Here is a 12,760-nt window from a genome sequence, read left to right as displayed (position 1 = left end):
ACCATTAGGTAAGGATAATACTAGGCTCTTTAGTGTTTCTCTGCCCGATAAGACAAAAACATCAAATCAGAGTTCGTCTCCAGCAAGGAGTCGATATATCTTCTTCTTTGTCTCGGTCAACAGCTTCGCAACCGCCTCGGTCTGATCTCGATCGCTTTGAGCCGCTACTTGCATCACTGCGGCACCGAGCTGGAACATCTGTTCCCTAAGATCCATAACTCCACCCAAGGGACCGTCTTGAAACTGCTCCCAACGAACTCCTCCTCCCGGCAGGTTCTTCAAGTACTCATCACCTGCCTCGGTAATTGAGTACACCCTTTTCCCTTCAGAGTCAGATCCCACAACAAGACCTTGATCCTCTAGAGCTTGAAGGGTTGGATAGATCGATCCGGGACTTGGTTTCCAAGCCCCGTTAGATCGCTGCTCGATCTCAGAGATAATCTCGTAGCCGTGTCGGGGAGCCTCCTTGACCAACGACAGGATTGCAGCCTTTACGTCTCCTCTCTGAGCTCTCATTCGTCCAGGCCGCATGCCGAACCCTCCCATTGGTCCCTGGCGCATCTGAAATCCTGGACCCCTCACACCTAGCCCAAAGCCTCCCATCGGTCCCTGGCGCATACGACCGCGTCCGCCTCCTTCACCATGGTGTTCATGTCTTCCGCCACAGCCTTCTCCGTGTCCTCCACAGTTTCGCATACCATCACCTCTTATCTCTCGTAGGCTTTACACAGCTATTCTAGCAACCTATTACGATATATCGGCACCGATATCTTCCAATCCATTAAAATGGGCTACTCTGGAGCTGTATATCTACGTCTATCAGACCTAAAAGGTAGGAAGGAGGTTCAAGCCAGATAAGGACTCGACCCTTTGAACGAAGATCGGCCATTACATCAAAGATTCTTTGTTTAGCGCTTGGCTCGTTTGGATCATGAAGCCCAAACACCACACTGATCTGGGCTGGTTGAACCCTAAAACATGCAAACTCGAAGAGAAGTCTGTCCCTTGGGTCAAGCTCGTGTAGACGACTGTGGGTTAGGGTTCCTATATCCAACTCTTCTATGACATCTAAAGCTCTTCTTCTTCTTTCCAGTGGGTCAGTCACAAAACCTTGATACAGCAAGAGTGAGTCAAGTAAAGTCAGGCCCCAGTCTGGCCCCCTAGTCACTCCAAAGCTCGAGATAACACTCCTGCCTTCAACAGAGTTACAACGAGCGCCAAGAACCACGGCTTTCCCCCTAAGTGGCGGTACCACGCCCGCCAGCACCGTTAGCAGAGATGTCGCCATGGATATCTTGGGTGCCACAATCCTTACGGAGTCTCCCTTCGAAAAGGTAGCACTTAAAGGAGCAAAGCCTCCATGAAAACTCTCGAGGTTGCTCAACTGCAGTACTACATCGTTCAATTCACCTTGACGTTTCACTCTCTTCGGTCGTTCTTTGGAGGCCATACTCCCTCCTTCCAATCCACGAAGATGCCGCAAGGGGCAGGACAAGGGAGAACGTTACTGCTGACAGGACCGTCTCAAGCAAGAAAGACCGTTCGCCGTAAAGTGTATGGAACTGAACCAGAGCGATCTCTCCGGTACAGGCGATAAGAACAATGAACACGGAGCGGACGACGAATCTCGTAGCGTCCGTTGAGTCTCTACCTCTACCTTTAGTGATAAAGAGATAGGTCGGAGAGTAAAGTATCGTCCTCAGAGCGACCGAAAAGACCGATCCAAATCCAAGAGCAACCGTGACTGAGGCCGCTATCGCAAAGTTATAGAGACCCATGAACGGCAGTAAAATAACCCCTTCGATCAACAATAGTATTCCTACAAAGACAGCTCCGGATATAGTCACGACCTTGCGTTCCCATCTTCCTACGTCAGGAGCGAGTCTAAGCAAAAGTGCCTCCCTTGTAATAAGATTTCGAAAAGGCCAGAGCAAGACGTTTGCAGCTAAATAGGAGATGGATATGGGAACAAGGTAAAACACCCCCTGACGAGTCTGAAACGCTACTGTAGCGCTTGATACGGTGAGCACCAACAAGGAAATGAGGCCAACCACTCGAACCCAAAGGGATGCTGTTCCAACCATCGCCAAGACCACGCCAGACCTCACGGGCTTCTTCAGTCCTCCGAGAAGAAGTGAGGACAGCTTCGGTGACCCCAACGCTTCTCTCTGTAAAATCAGTCTCTCTTCAACGGGAAACCGAAGGAGAGAACCGTCCTGTAAAGACTCCTCAAGGGCACATGAGTACTCGCTCTCTCTCTCGTTAAAGCTCGGGGCACGCCCAAAAAGCAACAACATGATCCCAGCCAAACCGATCGCCGTGGTGGCTACTACCGAACCACCAGGTGCATAGTTCAAAAACCCCGCGGAAATCTTACGTGAAAGAGCGATCTCATAGCCGCTAAGTGCTGCCGCTACAAGAGAGAAGAGCGTCAACGTCAGTCTCCCTAATACGCCCCTTTTACCCTCCGGGGATATCCACGAGATAGTAGCCCTAAAGATTCCTTGAATCAATAACCCGCAGGAAAAGAGCCAAGTTGCTAGACTGACACCTCCAGCGATGTGTAACGGCCCTAACACTATGTAAAGCGCCGTGGTGGCCAACGCCCCGAAATACACCCCTTTGACAAGTGATGAACCCCACAAATGGAAGATCTTTCCTTTTTCACCTGTGGTGTGTTCCGGGTAAGACGTTATTCTGGAGGTCAACGCCAAAGAGACTCCATAGATGACAACGCTAAAGGTCAAAGATACGAACAGAGCAGCTACGTATGACCGTAGCTGCCCTGTAGTAAAGTGTCCACTACCCTTTGTAGAGATATGAGACGCAATAACCCTGGCCGTTAGAGCGACGACCAGAAACAAAAGAACTGCGCGCCTTGTCGATAAGCTACTCTTAGACAAAGAACACCCAAAGCTTTCGGCTTCCCATTACATTGCCGAGCCTAACCGCCAGAGACGCCCGTTATGTCCCTAGCCGATCTCAGAAACGGCATCATCGCTCTAAGAGACCGCCCAACGGGCTCGATCGGGTGCTCGGCCGACCTGCGCCTTAACTCCTTAAAGCTTTGTTGGCCGTTCTCGTTTTCCTGTATCCACTCCGTCGCAAAACGCCCATCTTGGATCTCCCTGAGGACCTCCTTCATCTCGGCCTTAGTCCGGTCGTCAACTATACGCGGGCCCCTCGTTAGACCACCGTACTCAGCGGTCTCAGAGACAGAGAACCACATACCAGCTGGACCATGTTCGTACATGAGGTCCACGATCAGCTTTAGCTCATGAAGACACTCGAAGTACGCAGATTCCGGCTGATAACCAGCCTCAACCAGAGTCTCGTAGCCAGCCTGCACCAAAGAGGTCAACCCTCCACATAAGACAACTTGCTCGCCAAAGAGATCCGTCTCGGTCTCCTCTTTGAACGTGGTCTCTAGTACACCGGCCTTAGTCGCTCCAATTGCATCTGCATAAGAGAGCGCTAACGCCATCGCCGAGCCAGAGTAGTCTTGCTCCACCGCAACCAGAGATGGCGTTCCGCCACCCTCTTCATAGGTTCTTCGCACAAGATGGCCAGGACCCTTCGGCGCAACCATGATAACATCTACATCCTTAGGGGGCACTATCTGACCGTAGCGGATGTTAAAACCATGCGCAAAGGCTAACGCATTCCCACTTCTCAGATTAGGAAGGATGTCCTCTTCGTAGATCTTTTTCTGGGCGGTGTCGGGAGCGAGGATCATGACAACGTCTGCCCAGCTTGCCACCTCAGACACCGATCCCACCTTGAGACCCGCCTCCTCGGCCTTGGTCCTTGAGTTCGAACCCTCTCTTAGTCCAACCACAACCTCGACCCCAGAGTCTGAAAGATTTTGCGCATGAGCGTGACCTTGGGAGCCGTACCCCACGATAGCCACCTTCTTACTCCTGATCAAAGATGCATCAACATCCGACTCATAGAACAACTTTGCCATCTAAGAGACCCTCCCTTTCAACTGCTTCCTTTTCACGACGGGCTTACCCAACTTCTGCAGAGCTACCCTACCTGTTCTTTGCAGCTCAACTAATCCATACTCAACAATTAGAGCTTCAAAATCGTCAAGTTGTGAAGGCGACGCTGCGACCATAACCGTGAGCTTCGTGAGCCCCACATCCACAATTCGTCCCTCGAAGAGGTTTACGAGCTCTATTACCTGGGCCCTCGTGGCCGCGTCTGCAGAGACCGTAGCTAGTAGCAACTCGTACTCAACAGCCTCGTCCGGATCGATCTCAGAGATCTTAATTACGTTCACGAGCTTGTGCAGCTGCTTAGTGATCTGCTCTAAAGGCGCAGTTTCAACGTCAACCACCACTGTAATCCTCGAAAAACGCTCATCGTCCGTTGGAGCCACAGCCAAAGAAAAGATGTTGTATCCCCTTCGTGAAAAAAGCTGTGCTACACGTGCCAATACCCCTGTCTTGTTCTCAACCAAGACAGAGAGGATATGGTGACGGAACTCATTTGGGGTACGTATGGCTCCCCCGATAGGAACTACCTGGTTTCCCTCCTGATTCATAGCTCATCCTCTCCAAGTACGATCTCATCGTTGGACTTACCCGCTGGAACCATGGGAAATACCTTCTCCTGGGTGTCTGTACGGAAATCAATAACAACCGGACGATCAGTTATCGAGTTGGCCTTTTCGATAGCGGCGTCTATCTCAGATGGATGAACTACCCTAATCCCAACACAACCCATCGCCTCAGCCCACTTTACGTAGTCTGGAAGGTCAGGAGAGAGATACACCTCAGAGTATCGTTCTTCGTAAAACATCTCTTGCCACTGACGCACCATACCTAGGTATGCGTTGTTCAAGATAGCAACCTTGATGGGGATCCTTTCGGTTGTCGCAGTTACAAGCTCCTGTGCGGTCATCTGAAAACATCCATCTCCGTCGATAACCCATACAGTTCGATCTGGGCGTCCTACCTTAGCACCTATCGCGGCGGGAACAGCAAACCCCATAGTTCCAAGACCCCCCGAGTTGATCCACATGTTAGGTTTCTCAAACTGCCAGTATTGAGAGGCCCACATCTGATGTTGGCCGACCCCAGAGACCACAATCGTGTCCTCATCGTTTAGATCCCTGATCCTCTCGATAACCATCTGGGGCTTTAATGGCGGACCCTCATGGGCGCGATCATAGCTGTAGGGATAGGTATCCTGCCAAGACTTTATCTCCTTACGCCAAGGCGAGATGTCTCTGAAGTGTCCCTGCAATGGCTCGAGTTCGGCAAAGAGATCGTCCATCACAGACTTTACATCTCCAACGATCGGTACCTCAGCATGACGGATCTTTCCGAGCTCTGCGGGGTCTATGTCTATGTGAATGACCTTGGCATTTGGTGCAAAGGCATCTACCTTTCCTGTAACACGATCATCGAAACGTGCTCCAAGCACGATGAGAAGGTCGGCCTTTTGCATAGAGGTAACCGCTGCATAGTTGCCGTGCATTCCAGGCATTCCCAGACACATCGGATGCGAGTCCGGAAGAACTCCTCGGGCCATTAACGTGGTGACGGTTGGAATTTGAGTTAGATCGACCAATCTCCTCAGGCTCTCAGCACCCTTGGCCCTGACCACGCCGCCGCCCACGTAAAACACGGGCTTCTCGGCAGAGGCGATCATCTTTGCCGCCTCTTTTATCATCTTGGGATGACCCTTGGTGGTCGGCTTATATCCAGGCAAAGATACCTGGCGAGGCCAGTACCATTCCATGGTAGAGTTGGAGACGTTCTTGGGAAGATCAATAAGAACCGGTCCAGGTCTTCCAGTTGTAGCGACGTGAAATGCCTCCCTGACGACTCTTGGAATATCGTTCGCATCTGTTATCAGCCAGTTGTGCTTAGTAATTGACATCGTAATCCCGGTCGTGTCAGCCTCTTGGAAGGCATCAGTACCAATCGTCGATGTCGCCACCTGCCCGGTAATGACAACAAGGGGGATCGAGTCCATATAGGCATCTGCTAGCGGAGTAACGATATTAGTTGCCGCCGGACCGGAGGTTACAATGGCGACGCCCGGCTTGCCTGTGGCCTGCGCGTAACCCTCTGCGGCATGACCCGCACCCTGTTCGTGACGCACGAGGATGTGACGGATGGATGAGTCTAGCAAGGGATCGTATACCGGCAGGATTGCTCCCCCGGGCAACCCAAAGACGACTTCAACGCCCTGCATCTCAAGCGACTTTATAAGAGCCTGAGCTCCGGTCAACTTCATAGCGCCTCCATGATATGAAAAGACCTCCCAAATGGGAGGTCTTAGTGCGCACACCGATAGGGGGTGTGCGCTAAATTAGTACTAGTACTACAGATGTTCGGATAAATGCCATTTGATGAGATTATAGTACAGCCGTCTCGACTAACCCAACGTTACCGCACCTAAATCGGCCCCCTGCACAAGTTTCGCAAACTTAGCCAGGACTCCGGAGGCGTACTTAGGAGCTCTCGGCGTCACCTCCGCAAGCCGTCTTTGAATCTCTTCTTCTGGGACTAAAAGCTCGATGCTGTGGTTATTTACGTCGATAACGATTCTGTCACCGTCTCGAACCGCAGCGATCGGCCCAAGATCGGCTGCCTCGGGAGCAACATGTCCGATGCAAAAACCATGAGTACCACCCGAGAAACGTCCATCGGTTACCAAGGCGGAGTCAGAACCTCTACCCGCCCCCTTCATCGCTCCGGTGACCGCCAACATCTCTCTCATGCCGGGTCCGCCTTTTGGACCTTCGTACCGAATGACCACCACGGAGCCTGCTTCGATCTTGCCCTCCAGGATCGCATCGAGGGCTAACTCCTCCCCGTCGAAGACTCGCGCTACACCTTCAAAGTGATCTTGGTCTATGCCAGCCACCTTGACAACTGAACCCTTGGGAGCCAATGAACCCTTCAGAACTGCGATACCTCCAATCTGATGAATCGGATCCGATATGGGATGCACGACAACTCCGTCTGGTTTGGGAGGATCAAGATCGTGGAGGTTTTCTGCTACCGTCTTTCCTGTAACAGTAATTAGATCGCCGTGGATAAGCCCAGCTTCATATAGTTCGCGCATAACCACAGGGACTCCGCCGATTCGGTCCACGTCCGCCATATGGAACTTCCCGTGTGGTTTGGTATCGGCGATATGGGGCACCTTGGCCGCGATGCGATTAAAGTCATCTAGGGTCAAGTCCACCTTAGCCTCGTATGCGATCGCCATTAGATGCAACACAGCGTTCGTCGAGCCTCCAAGCGCCATAACTATCGCTATAGCATTCTCAAAGGCACCTTTGGTCATGATCTGCCTAGCGGTTATCCCCTGACGCAGTAGGTTCATTACAAGCACGCCCGACAACTCTGCATAATCCCTTCTTCGGGAGTCTACGGCTGGAGCAGACGCAGAACCAGGCACAGACATGCCCAACGCTTCTCCAATGGAAGCCATGGTGTTCGCTGTAAACATGCCTGCACACGAACCCTCTGTCGGACATGCGTTACGCTCTATCTGAATAAGTTCGTCTTCAGACATAGTCCCACTTGCGTAAGCACCAACCGCCTCAAAGACAGAGACTATGTCTAGGGCTTGATCCTTGTATCTTCCAGGGAGAATCGACCCTCCGTAGAAGAACACAGAAGGAAGATCGAGTCGGGCTGCAGCCATCAACATCCCAGGTAAGGACTTATCGCATCCAGCTAGTGTTACAAGGGCATCAAGCCTCTCTGCATGCATCATAAGCTCTACAGAGTCAGCGATTACCTCTCTCGACACCAAAGAGGCGTGCATTCCCTCATGTCCCATTGAGATGCCGTCGGAAACTGCTATCGTCGAAAACTCCAACGGGTAGCCACCAGCCTTTTTCACGCCTACTTTGACGTCCTGAGCTAAACGACCTAGCGGCATATTGCAAGGAGTAACCTCATTGAAAGAAGATGCAACCCCTACCTGGGCCTTCGAGAAGTCCTCGTCTCTCATACCAACAGCCCTGAGCATCGCTCTGGCTGGCGCACGACGGAAGCCTTCCGTCACCTCATAACTTCGGATCTTCACCGAACTTTTTGTATGGTTTTCCCCGCTCAACAGACTCTCCCTCCTGTCTTACTCCCAAAAGACGGACACGCCTTTATTACTTGCTTTCTGCCCTTAGTTGCAACAGGATATCTTTCACTAAGGCCCCGTCAGCCTTACCGCTGCTTAGTTTCATGACTTTGCCTACAAAAAACCCGATCAGCTGGTCTTGGCCCTCAAGAAACCGCTCCCACTCCTTCGGAGAGTCGTCTTTTACCCTAAGGACCAGCTCTTCAGTCTCTGACACGTCAGCCTTCTTCAGATCTAAAGAGATCACGATCTCTTCTATGGATCTATCATCCTCAGCAACCTTTAAAAGGAGCGTCTTCGCCTGGGATGGGGATATCTCCTTTGAGTCTTCAAGTCTCAACACCTCTACAAAGCGTTCCTTCGTAAGATGCTTGGCATCGAATACTAAGGCTGCGAGTTCGTTCGCCGTTCGAGCAACCGCTAGCCGAGGTGCAACACCTTGTTCAATTGCATAGCTGACAAAGGGGTAGAGATCAAAGTCAATCGCCTTCTCGATCTGGTCCGACATATCTTCCCCTCTAAGAGCATCTTTGAGAAACTCCCGGCGTTTTTTTGGAGTATCGACGATCTCCCCCTTTATCTTCTCAACGAGAGATTCGCTAGGCGCAAGTGCCATCAGGTCAGGCTCCAGAAAGTAACGGTAGTCGTTGGCCTCCTCTTTGGAGCGAAGCGATCCAGTTCGTTGTCTTGCTTCATCCCAGTGGCGAGTCTCTTGCACTGGAGACTCCCCCCTTTGATAGAGCTTTACGTGTCTCTTGCCCTCGTAGTCGATCGCCCTGACTAAGGAGCGCAAAGAGTTCAGGTTCTTGATTTCACATCTAGTTCTAAGCTCATCGGACCCTATTGGCCTGACCGACACGTTCGCATCTACTCTTAGCGAACCCTCTTCCATTCGACCGTCGCTAACGCCGAGTGCCACAAGTGTCTGTCGGAGTTCCTGAACGTACTCCCTTGCCTGTTCGGGAGAGCGAATATCTGGAGCACTTACAATCTCCGTAAGAGGCACACCAGCTCTGTTGTAGTCGATCAGAGAGTACGCACTCTTGTCCATCCGACCTGAGGCTCCCATGTGTGAGATCTTTCCGGTGTCTTCTTCTATATGCGCTCTAACCACTCCAACCCTGCTTCCAGAAGGTAGATCCAGGTAACCGTCGGAGTTGATGGGAAGATCGTACTGAGATATCTGATAGCCCTTGGGCAGATCAGGATAAAAGTAGTTCTTCCTGTGAAATGTGCTCTTTCTCACGTTACAGTTAAGGGCAAGTCCGATCTTGATCGCCAGCTCCACCACCTGCTTATTTAGAACCGGAAGCGTGCCGGGAAGCCCTAGGCATATCGGGCAGACATTTGTGTTCGGTGTCTTTCCGAACTCATTTGCACAGGAGCAAAACAACTTCGATCTGGTCTTTAGCTCTGTATGAACCTCAAGACCCACTACAAGTTCAAACCCTTCGTACTCCCAGGCAACCCCTTTGGACTCAACCTCTTGAGAGTTAGGCATCTTTCACCTCCGAGACCTCACTGGCTAGCCTTTCTACCTCAAAGGCCACCTGAAACAAAACAGGTTCCGACATCATGGGCCCAAGAAGCTGCACACCTATGGGCAGTCCCGAGCTGTCAGTGCCAAAGGGAACAGACATCGCCGGATGGCCAGCCAGATTCGACGGGATCGTGCATACATCGTTCATGTACATAGCCATAGGATCTTGGGCTTTTTCCCCAACCCGAAAAGCGGTCGTTGGCGACGTGGGGCCCAGCAAGATGTCGAAGTCTCGATACACCCGTTCGAACTCTGAACGGATAAGGTCACGCGTTGCGAGAGCTTTGGAGTAGAACTGGTCGTAGTAACCAGAAGAGAGCGCATAAGTGCCCAGCATGATGCGACGTTTGACCTCGTCTCCAAAGCCGTCTGTACGGGTAGCAAGAAACATCTCAGACAGAGACGAACGATCAGCCCTCAGACCAAACCTTACCCCATCGTAGCGAGACAGATTCGAGGACGCTTCAGCCGGAGCTATCACATAGTAAGCGGATAGACCAAGGGTCACGGCCTTTGCACTCACGGTCTCAACCTTGGCGCCGCGTTCAGCAAGTAGCTGCGCCGCAAGCTCTACCCTCTCCCTCACCTCTTGCGAGCAGTTGTCGAGCAACTCAGATAGAACACCGATACGTAGAGTCTCCACTCCCTTATCGGATAGATCCGAAAGCGAAGGTCTCTCGCCTCTTATAGAAGTCGCATCCATAGGATCATGACCAGAGATCACCTCTAGCAAAAGCGCCGCATCACCGACCGTTCTTGCAAATGGACCTATCTGATCCAAAGAGGAGGCAAACGCTATCAGCCCGTAACGAGAGACATAGCCGTAGGTTGGTTTTACTCCAACAACACCGCATAAGGCTGCGGGTTGCCTAATGGATCCTCCAGTATCGGAGCCAAGTGACAAAGTACTCATTCCCGCTGCAACCGCCGCCGCAGAACCTCCAGAGGATCCACCTGGCACCCTACTTAGATCGTGAGGATTTCTTGTGGTCTGAAAGGCCGAGTTCTCCGTCGAAGAACCCATGGCGAACTCATCCAAGTTTGTCTTTCCAACAACTAGAGCACCCTCATCAACAATCTTTTTCACTACGGTCGCATCGTAGGGAGGCATCCACCCCTCCAAAATCTTTGAGGCTGCGGTAGTGGGCATGTTGGAAGTCACCATGTTATCTTTGAGAGCAACTGGAACACCAAGTAGCCGTCCTGAAGGACCCTTAGAAGTGATTCTTTGGTCAATCCGCTCCGCCTGCTCAAGCAGTGCCTTTGCGTCAAAGTGAAGAAAGGCTCTTATGTCGGGATCCTTCGTCTCTATCTGAGCTATGACAGCCTTTGCAACATCGACAACACTAGCGCTACCCTCTCTGATGAAATCTGACAGAGAAGACGCATCCATCTTCAACAAGTCCACTTGATCCACTATTTACCCTCTCCCAAGATAGGCGGGACCTTGAACATAAAGTCTTCCACCAACGGAGCCCCCTTTAGAATACTCTCCCTTTCGATGGAGGCCTCTGACCTGTCTTCTCGGAGGGCGGTCTCATCCACGAAGTTGTAGCGCTCTTGGATATGCTGTCCGGTATGAAGCTCTTCGATATCTGACATGTGCGAGATAACGACCGACAGCTGTTCCGAAAACAGTTCTGCCTCCGCCTCTGTCAAGCGCAATCGCGCTAGGGACGCAACGTGACGCACCTCTTCGATAGAGATCTTTTTAGACATGGCACCATCCTAGAGTGCGTGCCCGCATCTAGCTGTTGGAAGTGGCCACTGGAGATTATCCAAGGATCTCTCCACCAAGCGCCATTAGGTAGATCTCTCGGTGGTTAGGGAACTAAACGAGATTCTAAGACGTATTTATTCTATGCACTAAGAGTCCTAGAGACAAAGTTCTAAAAGCTCCCTTACACCAAGTAGAATCAGAGTTAGATTAAAACCCTGGCAATAGAGGAGATTTGAGTGTCTGAAAAGTATCCGTTTCTTTCGCCCCAATGGATCGAGGCAGCCCGAAACCTCCGTAAAGAAGCCATGGATAAGACTGGAAAAATCGAGTTCGAGCTACGCATGAACCAGATCGTCACCGATCTTCCCTTCGAAGAGACTGAACTTAGAACCTACATAGACACATCACAGGGTTTTTTAGATCTTGAGATGGGCGAGCTCGAAAATCCTGATGTCACGGTAACTATAGATTACGAGACCGCAAAGGCACTCTTCGTCGACCAAAACCCTCAGGCGGCTGTGGAGGCTTTTATGTCAGGAAAGATCAAGGTGACTGGAGACCTGACAAAACTTCTAGCCCTACAGGGCAACGTACTCTCGTTCGAATCGGCTGAAGGCATACCGGCTCTAATCAAAAGCATAACGCTCTAAGAGACATCTATTACGAAAGGGACAGGATTTCTCCACATAGACACGCCGAACAGAGCGTCGGCACACCTACTTTGTCGATGAAGCGCATCGAGCTCTCTGCAACTATGGTCGTCTTACAACCATACTTATCTATCCTCCAAGGCGCCTATGCCTCGTGGCACTGTCATGATCTATTAGAAGATGGGTGGGAACTCATCACTAAATTTAGAGGTCGCATCTGAGCTAACTTACAGTTTCCTTGGTCGCAACTACCCACCCACGACGTCGAATCCTAAATCTAACCAGCGAAGGGCCATCAAGTTACTTTACGGGGACTTCGGATTTGAGTGGGGAATTTAGTCAGGTGTAGCCACGCACCAGAGGTGAACTTGAGAGAGGCACAGGGTTCCTGCCAGAATGGTGTTAGGTACAACTCAAAGCCTGGAGGACCCCTATGGAACAAAATCCTATCCGAATTGCCGAGATCTTGCTCGGTCTCAGTGATGTTAATTTACTTGGGGTTGAAGATCCAGCTGATGAGGGCGAAAAGGCACCCTTTTGAGTTCACATCGAGTGTCGAGGTGAACGACCGAGGTGCCCTCTCTGTGATGGCAAAACGTACGCTAAGGGAAGTTCCCTGGTAGAGCTCTATGACCTACAAAGCTTTGGCCGTAGGGTGAGGCTCATCTGGCACAAACGCCGCTGGGTTTGTGCCGATCCCCACTGTGGCGGAGGGTCCTTTAGTGACCAGGACTCAAACAT

Annotated in this window: 12 protein-coding genes; 2 read left to right on the top strand and 10 right to left on the bottom strand. The window is 51.4% G+C overall.

Going from position 1 to position 12,760, the window contains the following annotated elements; translation table 11 throughout:
* Window positions 1-66: 66 nt before the first annotated feature.
* The 10 genes from BUA24_RS06470 to gatC all read right to left on the bottom strand — a co-directional run bounded on the left by BUA24_RS06470 (window position 67) and on the right by gatC (window position 11,368).
* Window positions 67-696 carry a PadR family transcriptional regulator gene (locus BUA24_RS06470; RefSeq protein WP_072790206.1) on the bottom strand — a complete coding sequence of 210 codons (630 nt, stop codon included), beginning with the start codon at window positions 694-696 and terminating at the stop codon, window positions 67-69.
* Between the two features lie 85 nt (window positions 697-781).
* Entirely contained in the window at window positions 782-1,450 is a 669-nt protein-coding gene (locus tag BUA24_RS06465) for a hypothetical protein (RefSeq protein ID WP_143146427.1), read from the bottom strand.
* Window positions 1,407-2,903 (bottom strand): hypothetical protein, encoded by a 1,497-nt coding sequence (locus BUA24_RS06460; RefSeq protein ID WP_143146426.1) that lies wholly within the window; start codon window positions 2,901-2,903, stop codon window positions 1,407-1,409. Before BUA24_RS06460 ends, BUA24_RS06465 begins: the two co-directional genes overlap by 44 nt.
* Window positions 2,904-2,944: 41 nt before the next feature.
* Window positions 2,945-3,967, bottom strand: a complete 1,023-nt coding sequence (ilvC, locus tag BUA24_RS06455) for a ketol-acid reductoisomerase (protein WP_072790197.1) — start codon at window positions 3,965-3,967, stop codon at window positions 2,945-2,947.
* A complete protein-coding gene (ilvN, locus tag BUA24_RS06450) occupies window positions 3,968-4,549 on the bottom strand; it encodes an acetolactate synthase small subunit (RefSeq protein WP_084660267.1) in 582 nt (193 codons plus the stop codon).
* Window positions 4,546-6,252, bottom strand: coding sequence for an acetolactate synthase large subunit (locus tag BUA24_RS06445; RefSeq protein ID WP_072790194.1), 1,707 nt, complete (start codon window positions 6,250-6,252; stop codon window positions 4,546-4,548). The genes ilvN and BUA24_RS06445 overlap by 4 nt, the downstream gene beginning before the upstream one ends.
* 141 nt (window positions 6,253-6,393) lie before the next feature.
* On the bottom strand, window positions 6,394-8,091 hold the full coding sequence (gene ilvD, locus BUA24_RS06440) for a dihydroxy-acid dehydratase (RefSeq protein WP_072790191.1): 1,698 nt from the start codon (window positions 8,089-8,091) through the stop codon (window positions 6,394-6,396).
* A 46-nt stretch (window positions 8,092-8,137) separates the two neighbouring features.
* Window positions 8,138-9,610: an Asp-tRNA(Asn)/Glu-tRNA(Gln) amidotransferase subunit GatB gene (gene gatB / locus BUA24_RS06435; RefSeq protein ID WP_072790188.1), complete on the bottom strand. Its 1,473-nt coding sequence runs from the start codon at window positions 9,608-9,610 to the stop codon at window positions 8,138-8,140.
* The gene (gatA, locus tag BUA24_RS06430; RefSeq protein WP_072790272.1) at window positions 9,603-11,042 is read right to left on the bottom strand and encodes an Asp-tRNA(Asn)/Glu-tRNA(Gln) amidotransferase subunit GatA; all 1,440 of its coding nucleotides are present in this window, start codon (window positions 11,040-11,042) and stop codon (window positions 9,603-9,605) included. Before gatA ends, gatB begins: the two co-directional genes overlap by 8 nt.
* Window positions 11,043-11,065: 23 nt before the next feature.
* The gene (gene gatC / locus BUA24_RS06425) at window positions 11,066-11,368 is read right to left on the bottom strand and encodes an Asp-tRNA(Asn)/Glu-tRNA(Gln) amidotransferase subunit GatC (protein WP_072790185.1); all 303 of its coding nucleotides are present in this window, start codon (window positions 11,366-11,368) and stop codon (window positions 11,066-11,068) included.
* A gap of 237 nt (window positions 11,369-11,605) precedes the next feature.
* On the opposite strand from gatC, the gene BUA24_RS06420 reads away from it, so the two are divergent.
* Complete coding sequence (locus tag BUA24_RS06420; protein WP_072790182.1) at window positions 11,606-12,019, top strand: SCP2 sterol-binding domain-containing protein; 414 nt, start codon at window positions 11,606-11,608, stop codon at window positions 12,017-12,019.
* 547 nt (window positions 12,020-12,566) lie between these two features.
* The coding region (locus tag BUA24_RS13375; RefSeq protein WP_218587426.1) for a transposase family protein at window positions 12,567-12,760 on the top strand (194 nt) is incomplete at its 3' end.

The organism is Ferrithrix thermotolerans DSM 19514 (genome assembly GCF_900128965.1).
Classification (GTDB): Bacteria; Actinomycetota; Acidimicrobiia; order Acidimicrobiales; family Acidimicrobiaceae; genus Ferrithrix; species Ferrithrix thermotolerans.
This window is presented reverse-complemented; position numbering and strand designations above follow the sequence as displayed.

Bases quoted from the DNA above. Each gene is read 5' to 3' on its own strand.
- BUA24_RS06470 (WP_072790206.1), bottom strand. From the start codon at position 696: ATGCGAAACTGTGGAGGACACGGAGAAGGCTGTGGCGGAAGACATGAA.
- BUA24_RS06465 (WP_143146427.1), bottom strand. From the start codon at position 1,450: ATGGCCTCCAAAGAACGACCGAAGAGAGTGAAACGTCAAGGTGAATTG.
- ilvC (WP_072790197.1), bottom strand. From the start codon at position 3,967: ATGGCAAAGTTGTTCTATGAGTCGGATGTTGATGCATCTTTGATCAGG.
- ilvN (WP_084660267.1), bottom strand. From the start codon at position 4,549: ATGAATCAGGAGGGAAACCAGGTAGTTCCTATCGGGGGAGCCATACGT.
- BUA24_RS06445 (WP_072790194.1), bottom strand. From the start codon at position 6,252: ATGAAGTTGACCGGAGCTCAGGCTCTTATAAAGTCGCTTGAGATGCAG.
- gatB (WP_072790188.1), bottom strand. From the start codon at position 9,610: ATGCCTAACTCTCAAGAGGTTGAGTCCAAAGGGGTTGCCTGGGAGTAC.
- gatA (WP_072790272.1), bottom strand. From the start codon at position 11,042: ATGGATGCGTCTTCTCTGTCAGATTTCATCAGAGAGGGTAGCGCTAGT.
- gatC (WP_072790185.1), bottom strand. From the start codon at position 11,368: ATGTCTAAAAAGATCTCTATCGAAGAGGTGCGTCACGTTGCGTCCCTA.